At 67.6% G+C, this 21,100-nt stretch carries 21 protein-coding genes; 4 read left to right on the forward strand and 17 right to left on the reverse strand.

Annotation, left to right across the window (positions count from 1 at the left end; all coding sequences use genetic code 11):
* Positions 1 to 439: 439 nt before the first annotated feature.
* Together Psi02_RS00005 and Psi02_RS00010 are read right to left on the reverse strand one after the other, a co-directional pair.
* The gene (locus Psi02_RS00005; RefSeq protein WP_203970553.1) at positions 440 to 1,693 is read right to left on the reverse strand and encodes a hypothetical protein; all 1,254 of its coding nucleotides are present in this window, start codon (positions 1,691 to 1,693) and stop codon (positions 440 to 442) included.
* 990 nt (positions 1,694 to 2,683) lie between these two features.
* Positions 2,684 to 3,118, reverse strand: coding sequence for an XRE family transcriptional regulator (locus Psi02_RS00010; protein WP_203970554.1), 435 nt, complete (start codon positions 3,116 to 3,118; stop codon positions 2,684 to 2,686).
* A 141-nt stretch (positions 3,119 to 3,259) separates the two neighbouring features.
* Between Psi02_RS00010 and Psi02_RS00015 the strand changes: the two genes are divergently transcribed.
* From Psi02_RS00015 to Psi02_RS00030, 4 genes are read left to right on the forward strand one after another with little or no spacing between them, the layout of a single operon-like run.
* Positions 3,260 to 3,538, forward strand: coding sequence for a hypothetical protein (locus Psi02_RS00015; RefSeq protein ID WP_203970555.1), 279 nt, complete (start codon positions 3,260 to 3,262; stop codon positions 3,536 to 3,538).
* Positions 3,535 to 4,380: a DUF2637 domain-containing protein gene (locus Psi02_RS00020; protein ID WP_203970556.1), complete on the forward strand. Its 846-nt coding sequence runs from the start codon at positions 3,535 to 3,537 to the stop codon at positions 4,378 to 4,380. Before Psi02_RS00015 ends, Psi02_RS00020 begins: the two co-directional genes overlap by 4 nt.
* A gap of 11 nt (positions 4,381 to 4,391) precedes the next feature.
* Positions 4,392 to 5,453 carry a toprim domain-containing protein gene (locus Psi02_RS00025; protein WP_203970557.1) on the forward strand — a complete coding sequence of 354 codons (1,062 nt, stop codon included), beginning with the start codon at positions 4,392 to 4,394 and terminating at the stop codon, positions 5,451 to 5,453.
* Positions 5,422 to 6,051 (forward strand): hypothetical protein, encoded by a 630-nt coding sequence (locus Psi02_RS00030; RefSeq protein ID WP_203970558.1) that lies wholly within the window; start codon positions 5,422 to 5,424, stop codon positions 6,049 to 6,051. Before Psi02_RS00025 ends, Psi02_RS00030 begins: the two co-directional genes overlap by 32 nt.
* 216 nt (positions 6,052 to 6,267) lie before the next feature.
* Here the strand turns inward: Psi02_RS00030 and Psi02_RS00035 are convergent, their stop codons facing one another.
* From Psi02_RS00035 to Psi02_RS00105, 15 genes are all read right to left on the reverse strand, one after another.
* A complete protein-coding gene (locus tag Psi02_RS00035; protein ID WP_203970559.1) occupies positions 6,268 to 6,855 on the reverse strand; it encodes a hypothetical protein in 588 nt (195 codons plus the stop codon).
* Positions 6,856 to 8,320: 1,465 nt separating this feature from the next.
* A complete protein-coding gene (locus tag Psi02_RS00040; RefSeq protein WP_203970560.1) occupies positions 8,321 to 8,554 on the reverse strand; it encodes a hypothetical protein in 234 nt (77 codons plus the stop codon).
* A 62-nt stretch (positions 8,555 to 8,616) separates the two neighbouring features.
* Positions 8,617 to 9,750: an alpha-hydroxy acid oxidase gene (locus tag Psi02_RS00045; protein ID WP_203970561.1), complete on the reverse strand. Its 1,134-nt coding sequence runs from the start codon at positions 9,748 to 9,750 to the stop codon at positions 8,617 to 8,619.
* Positions 9,747 to 10,661 carry an NAD(P)-dependent oxidoreductase gene (locus Psi02_RS00050; protein ID WP_203970562.1) on the reverse strand — a complete coding sequence of 305 codons (915 nt, stop codon included), beginning with the start codon at positions 10,659 to 10,661 and terminating at the stop codon, positions 9,747 to 9,749. Before Psi02_RS00050 ends, Psi02_RS00045 begins: the two co-directional genes overlap by 4 nt.
* Before the next feature lies 1 nt (position 10,662).
* Positions 10,663 to 11,862 carry a M24 family metallopeptidase gene (locus Psi02_RS00055; protein ID WP_203970563.1) on the reverse strand — a complete coding sequence of 400 codons (1,200 nt, stop codon included), beginning with the start codon at positions 11,860 to 11,862 and terminating at the stop codon, positions 10,663 to 10,665.
* Positions 11,862 to 12,644, reverse strand: a complete 783-nt coding sequence (locus tag Psi02_RS00060; RefSeq protein WP_203970564.1) for an ABC transporter ATP-binding protein — start codon at positions 12,642 to 12,644, stop codon at positions 11,862 to 11,864. Before Psi02_RS00060 ends, Psi02_RS00055 begins: the two co-directional genes overlap by 1 nt.
* Before the next feature lie 9 nt (positions 12,645 to 12,653).
* The gene (locus tag Psi02_RS00065; RefSeq protein WP_203970565.1) at positions 12,654 to 13,439 is read right to left on the reverse strand and encodes an ABC transporter permease; all 786 of its coding nucleotides are present in this window, start codon (positions 13,437 to 13,439) and stop codon (positions 12,654 to 12,656) included.
* Positions 13,436 to 14,299, reverse strand: a complete 864-nt coding sequence (locus Psi02_RS00070) for an ABC transporter permease (protein WP_203970566.1) — start codon at positions 14,297 to 14,299, stop codon at positions 13,436 to 13,438. The genes Psi02_RS00065 and Psi02_RS00070 overlap by 4 nt, the downstream gene beginning before the upstream one ends.
* The gene (locus Psi02_RS00075; RefSeq protein WP_203970567.1) at positions 14,296 to 15,279 is read right to left on the reverse strand and encodes an ABC transporter substrate-binding protein; all 984 of its coding nucleotides are present in this window, start codon (positions 15,277 to 15,279) and stop codon (positions 14,296 to 14,298) included. The genes Psi02_RS00070 and Psi02_RS00075 overlap by 4 nt, the downstream gene beginning before the upstream one ends.
* Before the next feature lie 121 nt (positions 15,280 to 15,400).
* Positions 15,401 to 16,348, reverse strand: a complete 948-nt coding sequence (locus Psi02_RS00080; RefSeq protein ID WP_239094471.1) for an amidohydrolase family protein — start codon at positions 16,346 to 16,348, stop codon at positions 15,401 to 15,403.
* Positions 16,345 to 17,535, reverse strand: coding sequence for an NAD(P)/FAD-dependent oxidoreductase (locus Psi02_RS00085; RefSeq protein ID WP_203970569.1), 1,191 nt, complete (start codon positions 17,533 to 17,535; stop codon positions 16,345 to 16,347). Before Psi02_RS00085 ends, Psi02_RS00080 begins: the two co-directional genes overlap by 4 nt.
* Positions 17,532 to 17,735: a ferredoxin gene (locus Psi02_RS00090; RefSeq protein WP_203970570.1), complete on the reverse strand. Its 204-nt coding sequence runs from the start codon at positions 17,733 to 17,735 to the stop codon at positions 17,532 to 17,534. Before Psi02_RS00090 ends, Psi02_RS00085 begins: the two co-directional genes overlap by 4 nt.
* Positions 17,736 to 17,760: 25 nt before the next feature.
* A complete protein-coding gene (locus Psi02_RS00095) occupies positions 17,761 to 18,882 on the reverse strand; it encodes a cytochrome P450 (RefSeq protein WP_239094472.1) in 1,122 nt (373 codons plus the stop codon).
* Between the two features lie 155 nt (positions 18,883 to 19,037).
* The gene (locus tag Psi02_RS00100; RefSeq protein ID WP_203970571.1) at positions 19,038 to 19,925 is read right to left on the reverse strand and encodes a fumarylacetoacetate hydrolase family protein; all 888 of its coding nucleotides are present in this window, start codon (positions 19,923 to 19,925) and stop codon (positions 19,038 to 19,040) included.
* Complete coding sequence (locus Psi02_RS00105; protein ID WP_203970572.1) at positions 19,922 to 21,091, reverse strand: FAD-dependent monooxygenase; 1,170 nt, start codon at positions 21,089 to 21,091, stop codon at positions 19,922 to 19,924. The genes Psi02_RS00100 and Psi02_RS00105 overlap by 4 nt, the downstream gene beginning before the upstream one ends.
* Positions 21,092 to 21,100: the final 9 nt, after the last annotated feature.

Consider the following 21,100-nt stretch of genomic DNA (forward strand, 5'->3'; position numbering starts at 1 on the left):
TGCGTGTATGGAATCTGACACGAAGCGATCAAACCGCTTACTGGGTCGGCGATCACCCCGTTGTGGCATGCACAGTTTGGTCTGAAGGCTGCTTACAGGTGGGTGTGGGTCAGGTGGAGGGAGCACCGTACGTTCTGGAGCTATGCAGTCCACGCAATTCCGACTCCGCTGGGGGACGGAATCGATGAGCCTGGACCGCGGCCCAGACCGTGTGGGGGCTGGGCCCGGCCCCCATACCGAGCGAGCGTAGCGCCGCCCTTGATATATACAGGCTCAATTCGACTCCTCGGTGACGTTTCCTGGCCAGCGCGTACCAGCTGACCACCCAATACGCCAAGGAGTCGCTACTCCATTCCCGGGGGCCGGAATCAAAAGTCGTTGTCAGCAGAGTGGCGAGGCGTCGCCGCCTTGGAAATTCACACCCATCGGGGCCTCCTCCTCAGGTGTCGGACTTGTTGTTGTCGTGCCGGCGTCGCTGGTGCCCGTCGAGGACGGAGGGTCCATAGAGCAATGCCTTGGGGTCGTCGATGCGCCGGATCAGCGCGTCCATGTAGATCGTCTCGAGGTGGTCGAAACCGCCCTCGACCCGCATCGTGTGGGTCTCCCGGTTCTGCCGGGCGGTCGACAGGTACTGGGCGAGTTCGGACGCGTACGCGTCGGACTCGGCCTGGCGTGCTTCCGCGGCTTTCAGGACCTGTGTCGCGTAGCGCAGGCCGGTGCGCTGCTCCTTGAGGTCGCGGTCGTTGGGGTTGCCCATGCGGCGGCCGAGTTCGGTGGCGATGAGCGCCGTGAAGATCATCAGCGCGAAGACGAGGATCCCGGCCGGGATCAGTCCCCACCTCTCGATGAGCCAGGGCGCCTTGCGCAGGACACTCTCCGAGTCGACGTAAGTGACATTGTCGATCATGAGGAGCCTTAGCGACCCAACCGTTGCGAGCGCGGCCAGCCAGATCACCGGGGTGAGGAAGAGGATGACTGGCCGCCCAGCGAGGCCTCTTCGCCGCGGCCGCCCACCGTCCCGCCCGGTGTCGTCCCCGATGTCCTGCCCGTGATGGCGTCGTCCGCGGAACTCCTCCCATTCCCGGAACTTCCGACCATAGAAATGCGGCCCGAAGACGAACACGAAGATCGCACCGATCACGAGCGCGTACGCCATGGTCGTGGACCCGCCCCAGCCGAGGAACGTCTGGTAATAGATGGGCACCTCCACGGTGAGGAGCACGAGCAGAGGCACGCCCCACTGCTTGAACACCTCGCGCCAGCCCCCGAGAATCGCGATCGAGCTCGGCTTGCCGTCCCCCGGCCACTGCGAAGGCCCGATCTCCAGACGCTCGACCCGCCCGCGCGCCGTCTCATGCACGGCTCTCGCCCGCGCGTAGTCGTGGCCCACGGACTCCGCCTGCTTGGCGTGCTCCACCTGCGCGGTCTGGGCGGCGAGTTCCTGCTGGGCGAGGTGGGCATGAATCGCGTCGATGGCAAGCTGCCGCTGCGCGTCGAGCACGAGAAGATGGGGCGGCTCGAAGCCGTGTGTTCTGAGGGTGATCGCGTCGAAGCCGGAGTTGGTGGCGTCCTCCGCGCCTTTCGCCTCCACCTCGCTCTCTAGGGCAGCCCAGTCGGGCAGGTGAACCTCTTCGGGGCGCCACCGCTGCGGCCCATGGGCGTGCTCGCGCACCTCTCGGAGCTGGGAAAGCACTAGAACCGACTCACCGGGGTCACGGGGCCGTCCCCCTGCCTGACCAATCTCCGATGCTGGGGAGATCTCCCTAATGCTGCTTCGCGATGGTTGCAGTTGGTCATCAAGGAATGTGACCGTCATGCTGTCGGCGGGGCTAGCCTGGGCCCCAGCGGCGATCAGAAGCCGCGCCCACCGCGGAGATAAGGTGACCCGCAGCCACGGCCTCGGCCGGTTTCCGCGTGCCAGTCGGCTGAGTAGGGTGTTAGCCCGCACGCGCAGCATCCTTCTCACCTCCCTCCAGCTCATTCTGCGCCGCATCGCCAGGTTTGGCCCCGGTCACCTCTACGCGTGCCAAGAGTCCTTGCACCATGGACGGCGCGCCTACCCCCAGGATGAAAGCTGGCCAGGGACCGCTCATCTGCTGACTCGCTGCGGCCGCCACCAACGCCCCCAAGGCCAGCCCGACAGCCATGACGAATAGCCGGGCCAGTCCTTCCTCTCTGCCGGTCCGGGGAAACGTGTATGACGCCGCGACTACCGACGCGCTCAGGGCAACGAGGCCTGCGGCCGTACCGCCCGCAAGGCCCCAGAGGCCAGCTTCGATCGGTCCCATGTGTTGACGGTAACCGCGCTAAGTCGTGCATTACAGGCGTACACCGCTACAGCACCATTTGGGGGAGCATCTGCGGGTCACACCATGGTCGCAACGGTATGCGCTGCCCGGCAGCCGCTCTCCGAGCGGGGGTCACGTCGACCGTCACCTCGCACGCAGATCATGAACGTTGCGGAAGCTGCCGGAGTCAGTCAAGGCAGAGCACCTCCAGGACCTCGCCGGCGGCGATCGACTCCACGAGTACGGCGTCCGCATGGTCGCAAGGCTGACAGGTCAGGCTTCGCCTTGTCCGGATTAGCTCGGGGCGGCCAAAGATCTTGGCGACGCGTCAGTCGGATTCGGCGAGCCCGCTCTTGCAGAGAACGTGTGTGATGCCGTCACTTATCCTGTGGGAGCTAGAGATCTTCTGCCCTCCGCCCACGCTCTAGGCGGGCGGCGCTGATAATAAAGTCGGCGACGAGCTGACGGCCACCATCGGACAGCTCGACCAACGCTCGCAAGGCCTCCCGGTTGAGGCCGGATTCCCCGACTAAAGACGAAGCGGCAACACGGTCCGCAGTGGCCTCCGCGTCCTCATCATCGCCAAAGTAGCCGATCGGCACTCCGAAGAACGCCGACAGAGCCTTCAAGGTCTTGAGTTGCGGATTGTCGGCTCTTCCCGTCCGCAGCTTCCAGACCGTTGTGGACGACAGGTCCTCCCTCGTCGCCTCCGAGATCGCCGCCGCAGCCTCGACGTTGTTCTTCGGCGGCGAGCTATCCGCCGGCCAACGGTTCTGGATCAGCCACTCAATCTTGGCCGCGAGCGAACTGGTGACCGCCTCGTCAGGCACAGCCCACCACATCAACTTTAAGCAACAAGTTCGCCACTTCATCCACTTCAGTTGACAGTCGATTACGCTCCGTGATTATGCTGGCCATCGTCATCAACTTTAGTTGATGGACCTGGCCCTCTCCTCGCTCGAAGGTTACCGATGCCAGCAACGCTCACGCGAGCACCTGACGAGATCAGCGCACGTCGCGTACGCCTCCTGCAGCTCCACCAAGAGCTCACCCTCCGTCGCTGCCGCAGTCGGCTGATCCGCTACCGCCGCAGGAGATGGGTCCTCAAGGTAGGGCGCTACACCGTGCTCTGCGCTGGCGCGGACGGCGTGTACGCCTACGTCACCAAGCGGGGGCTCATCCTCTCCCCTGCCGACCAGGACGGGATCGCCACTGCGGTGTACCGCCTGGTGGAAGGCGGCCTGGGGTGACGCGGCGCCTCACCGTGGCCGTGATAATCGCGGCCTGCCTCATAGCGCCGCTTGTGCTGGCCCTGGCAGTCCTCGGTGGCATCGGCTCCTTCGCCACGGTCCGTGACCTCGCAGAACCGTGGTTCGGAACCAACGCCTGGATTGTGCCGCTGGGCGTCGATGTCGGCGTCCTCACACTCTTGGCCTGGGATCTGCTCATGGAGTTCGCCGACTTGTCCTGGCCGATCCTGCGCTGGGTTGCCTGGGCATTCATCGCAGCAACCGTCGTCCTCAACGTCGCCGCTGCCCAGGGTGACCCCATCGCCGGCGTCATGCACGCGGCGATGCCCGTCCTGTTCATCACCGTCATCGAAGGCGTTCGTCATCTCATCCGCCGCTGGGTCGGCCTCGCCACCGGGTCACGCCGCGAGCGCGTTCCCCTGACCCGCTGGCTCCTGTCCCCCATTTCGAGCTTCCTGCTCTGGCGGCGCATGGTGCTGTGGAACGTCACCAGCTATCCCCGCGGCCTGCAGCTCGAGTACCTGCACCTGCACGCGATCTCGACTCTCCGCCAAGAGCACGGACGTTGGCTGTGGCGATGGCGCGCCCCCCTGTCCGAGCGGATCGCCATCCGGCTGCAACTCGCCGGCGCGGCATTCCCCATCAGTCCGCTCTCCCAGCAAGACGGCGACGACCAACTCATCCAGGCCGCCCAGACCATCGTCTCCCAGGCCGAGCAGCGCGGCATTCGGCTCAGTCAGATGGATCTCGCTGCCCAGCTCCGAGCCCAGGGGCACCGAATCGCCAACGAACGGCTGCGCTGGCTCGCCACCACCATCGGCCTCCGCCGCGAATCGGTCTAAGGGAGACACCCATGCTCATCGCCATTCACCAGCACGCTGAACGCTTCTTCCAAGCTCACCACAGCGGCAGTTGGGTGCCCGGCTACCTGGAGAAGCGTGGCTTCGACATCGTCACGCAGCGGCAGTGGGCAGCCGGCTACGCCCCCAACGAATGGCTCACACTCACCAACCACCTACGCAACCTCGGCTTCGGCGACACCGCGATCGAAGCCTCCGGCCTCGCACGCAGAACAACGCGGAAGACCCTCGTCGACTTCTTCCGCGACCGCGCGGTGTTCCCCATCAAGGACCCCGACGGCACGACGATCGCCTTCATCGGACGAAACCGCGACGGCGACCCCAAATACCTGAACAGCCCGCACACACCCATCTATGCCAAAGGCCAGACCCTGTTCGGCCTCCACGCGATCACCACGCACTCCACGCCCGTCATCACCGAAGGCCCCCTCGACGCGATGGCGGTGACCCTCGCCAGCCAGGGGCGTTTGACCGGACTCGCTCTGTGCGGCACCGCACTGACCCTGGACCAGGTCAAAGCCCTGGGTGCAGCCACAGACCTCAGCAACAGCGGCGTCCTAATCGCCTTCGACAACGACCGCGCCGGACAGGAGGCTGCGGTTCGCTCCTACGCCCTGTTCAAAGACAGGTGTACCGCTGACGCCATCGCACTCCCCCGAGGCTGCGACCCGGCGTCGGTCCTCCGCGACGCCGGACCCGCGACCCTCTCCCTAGTCCTGCGCGAGAAGGTCCTCCCGCTGGCCGATCTGGTGACCGACGCCGCCATCGCCCCCTGGCAACAGTCTCTCCAGTACGCCGAAGGACGCCTTGGTGCCCTCCGCTCAGCCGGAAAAGCGATCGCCGCAATGCCACCTCACGACGTCCCCCGGCAAGTCGCCCGCGTAGCCGCCCAGCTCAACTTCGACCACGCCATGGTCACCGCAACCACCGTCGACGCCGTGAGCGCCCACCTGGCCATCCGCGACTTCCCTCTGTCGCCCACCGCCGGCAACACCACTGCACGCCACTCGGGAAGGAAGCCGAATGAACGACCACCACGAGGACCCATTCCGTGAAGCGGCAGCGCAAGGCCTTGAGCGGGCTGTCCAGCTGACCTCCGTCGCCGGCGCCGCAGCACAGGTCCGCGTGCAGATGAAGGCAGAACGCGCACGGGAACAGGCCGAACAGCAACAGCGACTCGCTCGTCAGTCCCGAACCGCACACCGGGCAGCACGGCATGCGGCGCGCCTGCAATGGCTACCCGCCAACGACCCAGCCTGGCTGAAAAGCGCAGACCTCAACCGCGTCTTCCAGGCATGGGCCGCGACCATTCCGTACATCGCTGAAGACAAGGCCGCCGAACGCACCCGTCTCAAGTGCGAGGAACGGCTTCGCGAACTCCATCCGTACGGCATGCGCCAATACGACCGACTCCGAGGCGAAGGCTTCGCACCGGAACCGGCCATGCGCAAAGCCGCGCCCTTCTTCTCTCGGGAACCCAACCCGCGCACCGGCCACGCTGCGCCACGATGGCGAGAGCTCTCCCCCGTTGAACTGGCCCAGCAAGACTTCCCGATGCCGATGGCCGACGTCCTGGGTGCGAAACCGGCCGCAGCTCCAGCCATTCAGTCAGCACGGCCAATGCATCGAGCAACGCCAAAACCCAAAGCGTGACCATCCGAATATGGAAGGACCGACGTCGTAGCCACACTGGCCAGCAGCTACACCCTCTGGATCGCACTCGTCCTGCTGCTGGCGACCGCGTACTTACTCCACAGCCTGATCGGCCTCGTGCGCGGGGTCTAGCACCTACCGCTGCTCATCACGGTCAACCTCATCGGAGGCCTGACCTGCATCGACTGGCCGACGGCACTGCTCGCAGCGAGTCGTCTAGATCAGGTCGATCGGCACGCCGTCATCGCTCCAGGGTGCGCTGCTGAGCTGCTTGGAGATGGCGTTGAACTTGGCGGCGGCGTGGGTGTGATCGTGATTCGCGGCCCGGCTGAACCAGGTAGCGGCGGACCATTGATCACCCTTCTGGGCATAGATCTTGCCGAGCTGAAACGCGGCCTCTGCATGACCCTCGCCTGCTGCCAGCTGGTGAAAGAGCATAGCGATACTGGTCTTGTCGGTTTCAGAGTCTTCGTACTCACAGCCGTACTGAAACGCAAGATCGGCGGCCAGCTTGCGAGCGTCCGGCTGCAGCGCACGCGCGTCGCGGTGGCCTTCCACCCGGGCGCGGCGTAACCACTCACGCGCTTCACCTTGCCATCCGTGAAGCAATGTGACGACGGCCAGCCGGACACAAGCATCGGCATCCCCGGCCTCGGCTTGTCGAAGTAGCCGGGTTCCGGTGCGGCCGAAGGCAGTACGGTAGCGGCGCATCTGTCCTGAGATCGGTGGGTCAGACTTCGCGACGCTAGCCACGGCCTCATGGTCGTCGAGAACCTCGACCCCATGAGTGATCTGTTCAGGCACTCGGGGTTCCTGAGTATCGGGCGCAAGCGGGGACGCCGTAGCGAAGGCCGGCAGAGGAGCACGTGCGTCACTCCACCGGGCGTGCCAGTCCCGAACAGTACCCATGGAAGTCGCATCGAGGCCGGTTATGGATGCTGCCGCGTGGCATGCGGCGACGTAAGACGCAACCCACGGCCAGTCAGGCAGACGTGAACGCTTCCCCGTCAGGATGTCGTGCGTTGTGCTCTCGGCGAGCACTCGAAGCCGGGTACCTCCTGTGCCAGGTCGCTCCGAAAGCTTGCGCAGCTCGGAGAGCGGTGGGGAGCCGGCGAGCTCCCGCAGCGCGTTGAGCTGGCCGACGAAGACACTGCGCGCAACGTCATGTTGTTCAGCCATCGCCTCAGCCGGAATGAGTGGAGAGTGATCAATGATCTACGGTGTGTGGCGGGATCATGCTCCCATCAGAAGGCGGCCAAGACGGGTCGAATCGCCGTTTCCCATCTCATCCCACGCCGTACGGACCAGTCCGGTAGCAAGGTCCGGACAGAACCGGATAAGCCCGGACGGGACCGGAACCGCTCGGACGGCCCCGGATAACGCATCACTCATATGCCCCAAACGGGTCGGCCCGGCCATGTTCTCCGGAGTCGTCCGAGCACGTTTGGAGTAGTGGCGACGGCCGGTGGGGGCGCGCATCGTTGATTCCATCACCCCCCGCTCCCAGGAAGGCTCTCTTGATGCTGCGCTCCGTCTTAGCGCCACGTGTCATCCCAGTCCCACCGGCCGACTACCTCCGAGAGGGCATCTTCCCCGCCCCCTGGATGTCACCCGATGACGAGTTGCTCTCGTTACTGCTGACCATGTGGGCCCTTCACACAGGCCGACTCCCAGCCGACACCCCCGATCACCTGACCCCGGAACAGCTGATCGACTTTTGGGCGGATGAGCAGACCGCCACCGGGAACCCCCTGCAGCTTCAGGAAAGACGGTGAACGAGCATGTTTTCCTTGCCCGCCCTCCTCACCCTCATTGGCGCCACGGTGGTCGCGACCATTGCCTGCGCGCTCGTCTTGTCCTCCGGCGCTCTGTGGCCCACAGCTCTGCTAAGCGGCGGGGCGGCTGGCGGGGCCACTCTCGGACTGCTTCCCCGCCTACTGAAAGACCACGACGACTCCAACTGATACGCCACGACGCGCCCAGCTGACACACCGCGGCCAGCAGCGGGCGCCGCGGTTCAGCCAGCCGCCGCGGGGCTTTGAGCAGCAACTGACCGGCCAGTGCAAGGAGCGGCGCCAGGAGCAGCCGGTTGAGCGCCTGCGACATGGCGCCGACCTGGTCGTCATGCGCGGCCGAGCGGTAGCCGGCGTGCTCATCGACGAACGCTCCGACCCAGGGGACGAGCTCCGGAGCGGCCAGGAAGACCTGACCGGCCTCAATAAACGAGGCGATGGCGGAGGCGGGGGCCAACTTCGATCCATGCGGTTCTTCAGGGATCAGCCCGGATATCGTACGGCTCAGCGAGTTGACCATCGCAGTGCCGTTCGCTTGTCCGCGACGAGCTGAGCGTGAAGCGCCGGCCGGGTAGCTCGCTCTCGGGCGGGTCGGCCTGCTCGGCGATGCGCGCAGAGGGGACCCGGAGCGATGCCTGCGCGAGGTGGAGTTCGGTGACGAGCTCGGCCTCGTCGCCCACGGCGAGAGGGACGAGGACCTGGTCAGGCACGATGCTGGTCTCCTTGGTCTGTCGAATGTTCGTCTCCATGAGGTGGACGAGTGCGGAGCCGGCTACTGGACAGGCATCAGGCAGGTGCCGTCTATCTGCTCGGTGGAAGCGAAACCGGTAAGGGCCATGGCCCGGTCGAACTCGGTCACAAGGATCTCCAGGACCCGTTCGACGCCCTCCTGCCCGCCGGCGGCCAGACCGTACAGGTAGGGGCGACCGACGAGGACGGCACGGGCGCCCAGCGCGAGTGCGGTCAGGATGTCGGTGCCGCGGCGAACACCGCCGTCGAGGAGGACCTCCGCGCGGCCGGCGGCGGCCGAGACGATCACGGGCAGCGCGTCGAGGGCGGCGGGGGCCCTGTCTAGTTGGCGGCCGCCGTGGTTGGACACGATGATCCCGTTGGCCCCGCGCTCGATGGCCGTCTCACAGTCGGCGGGATGCAGGATCCCCTTGACCAACAGAGGGCCTTGCCAGTGGTCCCGGATGAACGCCAGGTCATCGGCGGTGACGGGGTAAAGACTGCTCAGGATCTGGCGCTGGGTACCGAACGGCGAGACGCGGCCGTCGGGCTGGGCGCGCTGAGGCAAGTTGCCGCGGATGAATTCGGCGGTCCAGCGAGGCCGGGTGGCGCAGCGCAGAATCGCGACAGGCGAAAAGCTCAGCGGGATCGTCAGGCGGTTGCGGCGGTCCCGCTCGCGGTTTCCGAACACGGGGACGTCGACGGTGACCACAAGGGCGCGGAATCCGACGTCGGCGATCCGCTTCAACGTCTCCAGCAGCCGGGGGCGATCGCCGGACGCGTACAGCTGGAACCAGAACGGGTCGACGGCGGCCACCTGCTCCGGCGTGTGACCGCTGACCGTGCCGTGCACGTAGCCCAGGCCACTGGCGCGGGCGGCGCGGGCGACAGCGAGCTCGGCGTCCCGGTGAAGCACGCGGGCGGCCCCCGTCGGGGCGAGCAGGATCGGAGCCCGCAGCTTGGTGCCGAGCACGGTCGTGCCGCTGTCCCGGGAGGCGACATCGGCGAACGCCCTGGGCAGCAGTCGATGACGGCGGAAGGCGTCCAGATTGCCGCGCATCGTGATCTCGTCCTCGGCGCCGCCCTCCACCAGGTCGAACACCGGCCGCGGCAGCCGACGCCTGGCGAGCTCGCGCACCTCGTCGACATTTACGGCCCGCGCCACCGACATGTTCATCCGGCCATGACAGCGCGGAGAGGGTGTCCCTGCGCATATCGGACGAGTTGCTCCGCGGCGTACTCGATCGAGCGCCGTCGCCCCTCGTGGGTCGCCCCTGCCACGTGCGGCGAGAGGTAGCAGCCTGGGAGCCTCCACAGCGGATGCGAGGCGGGGAGTGGTTCGGGATCGGTCACGTCGAGGACGGCACGCAGCCGGCCGGTCAAGAGCTCCGCCACCAGCGCATCGGTGTCGACGACGGAGCCGCGGGCGGCGTTGACCAGAACGGCGCCGTCGGGCATGCGGGCCAGCAGTTCCGCGTCGACCATCCGCTCGGTCGACGGCGTGGCGGGTACGAGGAGCACCAGCGCGTCGGCGTCCGCGACCAGCTTGGAAAGCTCGTTCGCCGAGTGCACATCGGCACGGGCGCGCGAGGCCACGGATACCACGTCCACACCGAGGCCACGGAGCAGGCGGGCAGCGGCCCGCCCGGTCGTTCCCTGCCCGGCGACGATCACGCGCCGGCCACGCAGCTCCCGCGACGGCACCCGGCTCCAGGCCGCCTCGTCCTGGTGCCGTACGGCGGGCAGCAACCCGCTCGCCAGACCGAGCAGCGAGGACGCGACCCATTCCGCCACCCCGTTGTCGCGGGCGCCGACTGGCCGACACACCATGACGCCGGGCGGCACGAACGGCACGACCCACTCGGTTCCGACGATCAGCGACTGGACGACACGCAAGACGGGAAGCCGGCCGAGCAGGGCCACGATGTCCCGCCGCTCATGGTCGAGCACGAGGAACTCGACCCCGGCGAGCCGTTCGGTCACGTCCGCCCGGCCTGCCTCCGGAACCTCGACGACCTCGACCCCGGGAGGGGCCGCGGCCCTCAGGACGGACACGGCATCGGGCGGCACCGCGGCGATGACGGCCATGTCAGCCCAGCTCCACGATCTGCTTGTCGAACTTGTGGATCTCCTCCACGCTGCCGTCGGCCTTGGTGATGAGGTTGTCGCAGACCCAGGCGCAGAAGCCGTCCGCCACATAACGGGGATGGCAGGCGATGTTCATGTTCGCCTGGATCGCGAACGGCTCCTCCGACCGGATCATCGGCGGCTCGACCAGGTCGGTGCCCTGACTGTGACAGTGCAGCCGATCTTCCTCCGGTCGGCCGTTCCGCCGCAGGAACTCGTTGTAGGCGGTCCAGACGTCGCCGGCGGCGACGCCCGGCTTGAGCAGGCTCATGCAGTACCGCTGCGCCTCCAGGCAGAACTGGTACTCCTCCTTCATCTGCTGCGACAGCGAACCGAGGACGCAGATCCTGCCGAGCTCCGTGTACATCCCACCGGGACCGTTGACCTCGATCATCAGGTAGAAGAGGTCCCCCTCCCCCATCACCCGGTGCTGGCTGTGAGGATGGGCGACCCTGGCGGGCTCCCCCGGCGGCGCAGAGGCGCACCAGTAGATGCCCTGTTCGCTCCCGAGGTCCTGGGCCGCGTGCTGGGCGACGGCGGCGATCTCACTGTCGCGGCGGCCGGGCGCAACGGCCGCGAAGGCGGCGGCCATCGCGGCGTCCTGCAGCGCGGCGGTCGCACGGACGCAGTCGAGCTCCTCCTCCGACTTGACCGCGCGCACCCGGTTCACCAGGTCGGACTCCTCGCTGAAGACCGCGCCGTGCAACTCCTGCTTCAGGTGTTCACCGAAGGCGAGGGGGATCGTGCTGGTTCCGACCAGGCCGATCCGTGCCGACCTGAACGGGCGCAGCGCGTCGAGCGTGAGAGCGGCGTCGTCCAGCCGGGTGTAGGGCGCCGAGCTGATGTATGGGCTGGCCATGGCACGGCCCACGCCGCGCAGGACGGAGTCGCCGTGGGGGTCGACGTCCATGTCCTCGCCTCGGCGGCCGTGCCGGATGACCGTCATCGGCTCCTCGCGGGGGAACACGACGGTGACGGGGTAACCGTTGGTCGCCGGGATGTCCGTGAAATAGCGGACGAACCCGCCCACGTAGTCGTTGTTGTTCTGCATGACGAGCACGTCGAGGCCCTGCACCTCCATGGCCGCGCGCACCTCACGCCAGCGGCGTTCCAGCTCGTCCCGGCTGACCGGGAAGTTGAGCCGTTCCGACAATCCGCTCATCAGGCGGTCACCTCCGCGCCGTCGCGAGTGATCAGTTTGAGCACTTCGGTGCGTAGCTCGGCGAAACGGGGCAAGGCCTTGGTGGCGATCTGGCTCCGAGGGCGGGGCAGGTCGACGGTCACGGTGTCGACGACCGTGGTCGGCCGGCCGGACATCACGACGACCCGGTCGCCGAGGTACACGGCCTCGTCGATGTCGTGCGTCACCAGCACGATCGTGAGGCCGGCGTCGTGGCGCACCCGCAGGATCAGGTCCTCCAGATCGGCCCGCGTCTGCGCGTCCACCGAGGCGAACGGCTCGTCCATGATCAGGAACTCTGGCCGGTACGCGAGGGCTCGAGCGATCGCGACGCGCTGCTGCATCCCGCCCGACAACTGCCAGGGGTAACTGTCGGCGAACCCGTCGAGGTCGACCTCGCGCAGTGCCCGCTCCACCTGCTCGTGACGCTTCCCGCGTTCGCGGATCTTGTTCTTCAACGGGATCTCGACGTTGCGCCCCACCTTCGACCACGGCATCAGCGAGCGGCTGTAGTCCTGGAACACACAGGCGATCTCCGGCGGGGGTGAGTCGACCACCCGGCCGCTCGTGGTGAGGGTCACAGAGCCACCGGATCGGGGCAGCAACCCCGCCAGGCATCGCAGCAGCGTGGTCTTCCCCGCGCCGGAGGGCCCGACGATGGTGACGAACTCGCCGGCCTCCACCGTGAAGGAGATGTCCCGCAACACCTCGAGGGAGCCACCGGAGTGCGGGTAGGACTTCTTCAGGTGTTCGACACTCAGCATGCATTTCTCCTAGTCGTGCGAGTACCAGCGCAGCAGGCGGCGCTCGAGGAGCACGAACGCTCCGTTGAACAGGACGCCGAGGATCCCGAGCAGCAACATTCCCGCCCACATCTGCGGCACCTGGAAGCTCTGCTGGGCCTGCAGCGTGACGTAACCGATCCCGTCGGTGGCGGCGACCAGCTCGGTGACGACCATGAGGACGAACGACACGCTGAGCGCGATCCGCATGCCGGAGACGATCTGCGGCGCGGCGGCAGGTAGCTGGACGTGGAAGACGCGCTGTAGCCGGGTCAGCCGGAACGACCGCGACACGTCCTCCAGGACCTCGTCAACCGCGCGTACGCCGTCGATCGTGTTGAGCATCACGGGAAAGACGGTGACGAAGGCGATCAGCGCGACCTTGGGGGCGGTTCCGATGCCCATCAGCACGATGCTCACCGGCACGAGAGCGGTCGCGGGCAGCGCCCGGCAGAACTGCAACGCCGGGTTGAACGCCCGGTGGAGCAGCGGGAATCGGCCGAACAGGATGCCGAGGCCGACGCCCACGACGACGGCGATGCCGTAGCCCGCGAGCATCCGTCCCAGGCTCGGCACGACGTCGGAGCCCACCCGCGTGAACAGCCACGTCTCCTGGAAGGCCGACAGGATCGCCTGCAGGGAAGGGAAGAAGGGCGAGGTGCTGTCCAGAGACGCGAACCACCACAGCAACACCGCGGCGACGGGCACGACCATGGAGACGATCACGCCGGCGGGCTTGGCATACCACCTGCGGCCGGTGGTGGCCATCACGCTCATCTGCCCGCCTCCCGATACGACGTGTGCCAGTGGAGCTGCCTGCGCTCAAGCCGCTCCAGGCCGAAGTTCATCAGGACGCCGAGGGCGCCGACCACGACCAGCAGGGCGTACATCTGCGGGTACACCGCGTTGGACGCATACGCGGCGATGTCACTGCCCAGCCCCGCGACCGAGCTGATGATCTGGACCGCGGTGACCACGACCAGGACGTGCGACGCGGCGATCCGCAGGCCGGTGGCGACGAACGGCGACACTGCGGGCAGCGTGATGTGCAGCAGCCGCTGGTGGGGCCGCAACCCGAACACCCTGCCGGTGTCCCGCAAGATGGCCGACACGCCGGTGACGCCGTAGTACGTCTGGAACAACATCGGCCAGATCGCGCCGGCGGCACCGAGCACGTAGCCCACTCCCGGCGTCGAGCCCAGCAACAGGATCAGTACCGGCAGGTAGACGACGGCGGGGATGAACCGGAGGAAGTCCAGCAGGTAGTGCGTCAGCTGGTAGAGCAGCGGAACCGCGCCGAGCAGGACGCCCAGCACGATTCCGGCCACACCGCCGACCAGCAGTCCGACCACGAACTGCTCGATGGTCGCCAGAAGCGAGGCCCCGAACTCGTGCGTGGGCACGAGCTTGATGAGGGCCCGCGCGATCTCCGTCACCGGCGGGATCTCGCTGGGGAACACCTTCGCCCGCGACAGCAGCTCCCACACGACGAGCAGCGCGATCGAGGTCCCCCAAGGCAGCAACCTCGCCGCCGCGCTCGAGCGATCCCGACCGGTGGGGTCCGTCCCGGGTCGCGCCTCGGCCTCGAGCGTCATCGTCTCCGCTGGGAGCTCGGCCGCCCTTGTGCCGGTGTTCACGGCACTACGAGGGAGGTGTAGGCGGGCGCCTGCTTGATCACACCGTATTTCACGGCGAACTGCACCTCCTTCTCGACCGTGCCCTGGTCGAGCTTCGCGGTGTACTCCGGCAGCGGAGCGCTCGCGACGAGATCCGGGTTGGCCGAGGTCTGTTTGATGATCGTGGCCCTGACCTCGTCCGGGTGCGCGTTCGCGTAGTCGCTGGACTTCTGCAAGGCGCGGCGCCACTTGTCGACGATGCCGGGGTGATCGGCCACGAACGACTTGGCCATGTAGAACACCGTGTTCCCGTTGTTCGGGTTGTCGAAGGCCGAGGCGGGAGAGTCGCCGACGTCGCGGAAGCCCTGCTGCCGCAGTTCCGTGGCGTACGGCTGCGCGGTGCTGATCGCGTCGACCTTGCCCTGCTTGAGCGCGGTGATCTGGTCGGGGAACGACAACTGCACTGGCTTCAGCGCATTGGGGTCGCCTCCGTCCTTCTGAACGGCCTCACGCATCCAGAACTCCCAGCAGCACTTGAGCGAGTTCACCGCGACCGTCTTGCCTGCCAGGTCCTTGAACGACTTGACCGGGCTGTCAGCGGGGACCATCGTCTGGTACTGCGTGCCGTCCGGGGACGGCTTGTCGTTGACGGCTCCCGAGACGATCTGCACCGGGATGTTGGACGCCACGGCCGTCACGACGGGTGAGATGCCGCCCAGGGCCGCCTGTTGCTGGCCATTGATCAGCTGGGTGATGGCGCCCGCTCCGGTCGCCGCCTTACCGATCTTGAGGTCGATGCCCTCTTCCTTGAAGAAGCCCTTCGACTGGCCCATGAGCAGGGCGGTCGACGACTGGGATGCGGCGACACCCGCGGTGATCGTGACCAGCCCGTCGGCGCCGGTCCCCGCCGCGGCCGTTTCTCCGCCCGCTCCACCGCAGGCGGCCACCAGCAGGGCGAGCCCGCTGATCGCAAAGACGGCTTTGGTTCTCGTACGGAACACTGCCGGCTCCTTAAATTAGTACGTATACGGACATTAGACGGGGCTCACAGCGCCACGCAATACCGTGTGCATTAGTTTCGGGAACGATTTGAATACGGACGGATCCGCTCGAAATAGGCCATCAACCAGCAGTCAAGGAGCCCTGTGACAATCGCGGGAGCAGGGCGAGGGCGTTGTCCCGGTTGATCGCGACGCGCTGTTCGGCGGACAGTGGGTACTCGTCCAATTGCCCGGTGAAGTACTGCGCGTTGTCCCCCCGGGCGTACGGCCAGTCGCTGCCGAACAGCACCCTGGACGGGTCGGCGAAGGCGAGCAGGCTGGGCAGCGTGAACGGGTTGGCCGACAGTGCCGTGTCGAACCAGAACGTGCGCAGATCGCGCAGGAAGCCCTCCCGGGTGACGGTGTGCCCGTTCGCGCCCTCAGTGAGAGAGGCCATGCGATGAGCCGCGTACGGGACGAAGCCACCCGCATGAGACAGGATCATCCGAAGGTGCGGCCGGCGCCCGACCGTTCCGTGACGCACCAGGTTGAGCGCGGCCCGGGTCGTGTCCAGCAGGAAGTCGGCGCTGAACGGCGGCACACCGGGGACACCGGGCCCGGGTGGCGCCGTCGGGTGGATGAAGACGATCGCCGATCGACGGTCGAGCTCGGCCATGACCGGCTCGTACATCGGGTCGCCCAGGTAGACCCCGTCGTAGTTGGCGAGCAGGATGACGCCGTCGGCGGACAACTGGTCGAAGGCGTGCTCGATCTCGGCGAGCGAGCCCGCCACGTCGGGCAGGGGAAGCGTGGCGAAGAACCCGAACCGGCCAGGGTGGTCGCGCACCATGCCTGCGGCGTACTCGTTCACGGCGCGCGCGAGGACACGCGTCTCCGCTGCGTCACCGAGCGCGACACCGGGACGTCCCACAGAGACGACGGCGGTGCCGATGCCCAGCTCGTCCATGAGGTCGATCGCGGCTTCCGGGTTCCACACCGGGGTCGCCTGGCCGCCGAAGTAGTCGTGGGCGCGAAGCGCGTCGGCCCAGACCGGCGGGACGATGTGGTGATGGGTGTCGATCCTGTTCACTGGCTGACCGCCTTCGCGACCTGGGCTCCGCCGATCGAGGCGCGCCATCGGGTGAAATCGCGGGCGGCGTTCCACCCCAGCACGCCCACGACCGCGCCGTCCCGGGAGAGTGTCGCCACGAATCTCCCGTCGGAGACGCTGCCAGAGACGACGTCGAGCGTGCCGTCCGGGGGAAAGGCGCCGACCGCCTGGATGCGGAAGCCGTGCTGATCGCTCCAGAAGTACCGGGTCGGACGAAGCTTCTCACCGGCGCCGAGCAGGTTGAGCGCGGCGGAGCGACCCATTTCCGTCGCGTTCATCCGGTGCTCGAATCGGCGCGCCTCGCCGGTCAGGGGATCGCGCCAGCTCGCGATGTCGCCGGCGACGTAGACCCGGTCGGCCGCCCGGCAGTCGGCGTCGCTGCCGACGCCGTCGCCCAGCCGCAGGCCCGAACCGGCCAGCCAATCGGTGTCGCAGACGGATCCGACCGCGGCGACCACGACGTCGGCCGTGATCGCGGTCCCGTCGTCCACCTGAACGAGCGTCCGGCCGTCCGGTAGCGCTTCGATGTCGCGGACGCCCACGCCGAGCCGGAACTCGGTGCCGCGCTCCTCGTGCGCCTGCCGTACCAGCTCCCCGATCACGGGTCCGAACTGGCGCAGCATGGGCTGCGACTGCGGTTCCACGACGATCACCCGCGACCCGTACCGCGCCGCCGCCGAGGCGATCTCGACGCCGAGGAAACCCGCACCGACGACGACCGTGGTCCGGGCCGCCGCGAGCCGCTCCCGCAGCCGGAGCGCGTCCTCGATCGTGCGCAGGTAGGCGACGTCGGTGCCCGGACGGGCGGCGCGAAGCGGGCGGGCCCGCACACCGGTGGCGATGATCAGCCCGTCGAAGCTCAGAGCCTCGCCGTCGTCGAGCAGCACGCGCCGGTCGGTGAGGTCCAGCCGCCTCGCCGTCCGGCCGAGCCGCAGGTCCAGGCCGAGCTCGTCATAGCTGTGCGGTGGGCGCAAGGCCAGCCGGTCCGGTTCCATCGAGCCGAGCAGGACCTGCTTGGACAGCGGCGGGCGGTCGTAGGGCAGGTGAGCCTCCTCACCGACGAGGCGGATCGGCCCGTCGAAACCTGCCTCCCGCAGGCACTCCGCCGCGGTGAGTCCCGCGGCGCCCGCCCCGACGATGAGCACGTCCCGGATCAGGCCGGTCATCGCTGCCCGTCGAGGACGTGAATGGCCCGGGCGGGGCAGACCCTGGCCGCCGACAACACCGCGTCCTCCTCGCCACCGGTGACCTCGGAGCCGAGCAGCACCACGATGCCGTCGTCCTCGTTCTGGTCGAAGACCGACCCGGCGATGAGCACGCACTGCCCGGACGCGATGCACTTGTCCGGCTCTACTTCGACCTTCACGCCGACCTCCTGGAAATAGTCGTGGTCACCATGCGACGGGCATCGAGAACAGGCCGTAGAAGACCGAGTGGGTCTTGAACGGCAACTCGTTCATCGGCGCGGCGAGGCGCAGGTCCGGGAGCCGCCTGAACAGCGTGGGATAGACGACCTGCAACTCGACCCGGGCGAGCGGCTGGCCGAGGCACTGGTGCACGCCGTACCCGAAGGTCAGGTGGTGGCGCGCGTCCCGTTCGAGGTCCAGGACGTCCGGGTCCGGGAAGGCGTCCGGATCGCGATTGGCAGAGTCGTTGGCCACCACCACCGCCTCGCCGGCCTTGATCGTCTGCCCGCCGATCTCGAGGTCCTCGACGGCAATGCGTCGCCGGCCGAAATGGCTGATCGTCAGGTAGCGCAGGAGCTCCTCGACCGCGGCCGCCACGCGCTGCGGCGACGGGTCGTTACGCAGCCGCTCCAGCTGCTCCGGATGCTCCAGCAGCGCCAGCGTGCCGAGAGCGATCATGTTCGCGGTGGTCTCGTGCCCGGCACCGAGGAGCAGGCGCAGCATGTTGAGCAGTTCGTCGATCCCGATGTCGCCACGCGTCTCGAGCTCCACCAGGTGGCTGATCACGTCCTGTGCCGGCTCGGCCCGCTTGCGGTCGACCAGGCCGCGCAGGAACTCACGCAGCTCCTCGTAGGCCTGCAACGCCTCCACCGGCTCCACGTCACCAGAGGAGATCGTCCGGCTGCGACTCTCGAAGAACTCGTGGTCCTCGTACGGCACGCCGAGCAACTCGGAGATGGTCGCCGACGACGTCGGCAGCGCGATGCCGGTGACCAGGTCGGCGGGCTGCGGCCCGGCGCTGAACTCGTCGATCAGCGCGTCGACGTGCCGCTGGATGCGCGGCCGCAGCGCCTCGACATGCTTGATCATGAAGTCCCGCGTGACCATCCGGCGCTGCTTGGCGTGCTCGGGGTCGTCCATGTTGAGGAACGTCCGATGCTTCTGCCGGGTGGCGGCGACGCTCGCGTTGTGGGCCGGGAAACCCGGCCGGCTCATGTCCGAGCTCAGCCGCGGGTCGGCCAGCACCTCGCGGACGTCGTCGTAGCGGGTGACCATCCAGGCGAGGCCGCCGTTCCAGAGGCGCACCTGCGAGACGGGCTGCTCCACGCGGAGGCGCTCGAAGTCCTCCGGTGGGTCGAAGGGGCATTTGGCCGATCGCTGTAGGGGATATTCCGGAATATGGGGAGTGATGATGACGCACCTCCAGAACGAGGCACAGGGTGTTGCCCCCGTGTCAGCGGGCGAACTATTCCGTGTACTTACTATTTTGCCGACCGGACCGGTGTGAGCTCAGCCGGCGGCACCGGTCCGCGGCCGGCGCCCTTCGTCGGGCACGCCACGGCGTCTTCGGCGCCGACCTCCACGGCCAGCGCGCCGATTCTGGTGATGCTCACGCCGATCCGATCACCGTCGAAGATCTGGCCGACACCCGCGGGCGTGCCTGTGGAGATCACGTCACCCGGGAAAAGAGTCATCACGGACGAAACGTACTCGATCAGGGCCGGCACACCCCAGATGAGGTCCTTGATGTCAGCGTCCTGGCGGAGCACTCCGTTGACCGAGCAGGTCAGCCGGAGGTCTGCAAGGTCACCGATCTCGTCGCGGGTGACCAGTGCCGGGCCCATCGGCGTGAACGTGTCGAACGACTTACGGGTCGACCGGTCCTCGCCGCCCCGCATGGTGATGTCCAGCAGGCAGGTGTACCCGAAGATGTACGCGTCCGCGTCCGCGGCGGCGACGTCACGGGCCGTCCGCCCGATGACCAGCGCGAGCTCCCCCTCCTGGTCGAAGCGCCTGTCGGTGTACGGCAACCTGATCCTGGCGCCCTGCCCGATCAGCGAGGACGGTGCCTTGAGGAACACACCGAGGCTGTCGATGTGCGCGCTCTCGTTCATCTCGGCCTTGTGGTCGAAGTAGTTGACCGGGGCCGCGACGATCTTCGAGGGGTCGGTCACCGGCGGCAGCAGCGTCACCTCGCCGATCGCGGCAGAGGCCGAGGCCTCGGGGGTCACCCGTGCCGGATCACCCCCGCAGGCGGCGATCAGCGTCCTCATCGCGCCCGCGCCCTGACTCACGTCGAAGACGTCGTCGCCGCGCAGGACGCCGGCGCGCTCGGTCCCGTCCGGATGCAGGTAGCTGATCAGTCTCATGAGGCGAGCTCCTCTTCCGCGGCGTAGAGCCAGTCCAACTCGGTGTAGTCGTCGGCGCTTCGCGACCGCATCACGCGAGAGCGCAGGCCGAGCATCGCCGCGTTGTCGCTGTGCCAGACCTCGCCCCAGGGGCGGGCGGACAGCTGACACCGCGTAGCCTTCGGCAGCCGCCTGTCCTGGTAGGCGACGAGCGCCTTGTCGACGTCCTCGTCGTGCCGTGCGAGTTCCTGTCCCAGCGCGAGCGCGTCCTCCAGCGCCTGGCACGCACCCTGGCCGAGGTATTGCAGCATCGGGTGCGCGGCATCGCCGAGCAGCACCGCGCGTCCGGAGATCCAAGTCGGCAGCGGGTCGCGGTCATAGATCGGCCAGTTGCGGTCCCGTGCTATCCGGGCCGCGTGTCCCTGAACCGGCGCGCAGGCCTTCGAGAACCGCTCCCGCATCTCTTCGCCGAAGTCGGCAGGGTTCTCGTTGCGAAACACCGCCACCTGGTTGTACACCTCGCCGCGCCGCACCGGGTACTGGATCAGGTGCATGCCCGGCCCGACCCACAAGACGACGTCGTTCTCGGCAACGTCCGTACGGACCTCGCTCATCGGGACCGTGCCCCGGCAGGCCGAGAACCCGCTGTAGACGGGCTCGTCATTGGAGATCAGGGTACGGACCTTCGAGCGCAGCCCGTCGGCGCCGATGAGCAGGTCGGTCGTGTAAGTGGACCCGTCCGCGCAACGCACGCCGGCCGAATCGGGGTCGCTCCACACCTCGACCACCTGCCGGTCGTTCTCCAGGTGCACCAGCCGCTCGGCCCGGCACGCGGCGACCAGCATGCCCAGCAGGTCGCTGCGATGGACCACCACGTACGGGTAGCCGTACCTGTCCCGAAAACCTTGCCCCAGGTCGAGAACGGTGAGCGGCTCCCCCGTTACGGCGTCCAGCATCACCCCATTCCTCGGCAGCACGGACACCTCGAGGAGCTGGTCGAGCAGACCGAGACGGTCCAGCACACGGGTCGCGTTCGGACCGATCTGCAGGCCGGCGCCGATCTCCGTGAACTCGGACGCCTGCTCCAGGAGGTGCACGGCACGGCCGCTCCTGGCGACGGCGAGGGCGGTCGCCAACCCGCCGATCCCGCCGCCGACGATGAGCACCGGAACATGTGTTGTCGTCATCTCGCTCCA

The sequence above is a fragment of the Planotetraspora silvatica genome, from assembly GCF_016863315.1.
Taxonomy (GTDB): domain Bacteria; phylum Actinomycetota; class Actinomycetes; order Streptosporangiales; family Streptosporangiaceae; genus Planotetraspora; species Planotetraspora silvatica.

Coding starts and splice junctions, on each gene's coding strand:
- Psi02_RS00015 (WP_203970555.1), top strand. CDS start 3,260: ATGCCAGCAACGCTCACGCGAGCACCTGACGAGATCAGCGCACGTCGC.
- Psi02_RS00025 (WP_203970557.1), top strand. CDS start 4,392: ATGCTCATCGCCATTCACCAGCACGCTGAACGCTTCTTCCAAGCTCAC.
- Psi02_RS00030 (WP_203970558.1), top strand. CDS start 5,422: ATGAACGACCACCACGAGGACCCATTCCGTGAAGCGGCAGCGCAAGGC.
- Psi02_RS00045 (WP_203970561.1), bottom strand. CDS start 9,750: ATGAACATGTCGGTGGCGCGGGCCGTAAATGTCGACGAGGTGCGCGAG.
- Psi02_RS00050 (WP_203970562.1), bottom strand. CDS start 10,661: ATGGCCGTCATCGCCGCGGTGCCGCCCGATGCCGTGTCCGTCCTGAGG.
- Psi02_RS00055 (WP_203970563.1), bottom strand. CDS start 11,862: ATGAGCGGATTGTCGGAACGGCTCAACTTCCCGGTCAGCCGGGACGAG.
- Psi02_RS00060 (WP_203970564.1), bottom strand. CDS start 12,644: ATGCTGAGTGTCGAACACCTGAAGAAGTCCTACCCGCACTCCGGTGGC.
- Psi02_RS00065 (WP_203970565.1), bottom strand. CDS start 13,439: ATGAGCGTGATGGCCACCACCGGCCGCAGGTGGTATGCCAAGCCCGCC.
- Psi02_RS00085 (WP_203970569.1), bottom strand. CDS start 17,535: ATGACCGGCCTGATCCGGGACGTGCTCATCGTCGGGGCGGGCGCCGCG.
- Psi02_RS00100 (WP_203970571.1), bottom strand. CDS start 19,925: ATGAGACTGATCAGCTACCTGCATCCGGACGGGACCGAGCGCGCCGGC.
- Psi02_RS00105 (WP_203970572.1), bottom strand. CDS start 21,091: ATGACGACAACACATGTTCCGGTGCTCATCGTCGGCGGCGGGATCGGC.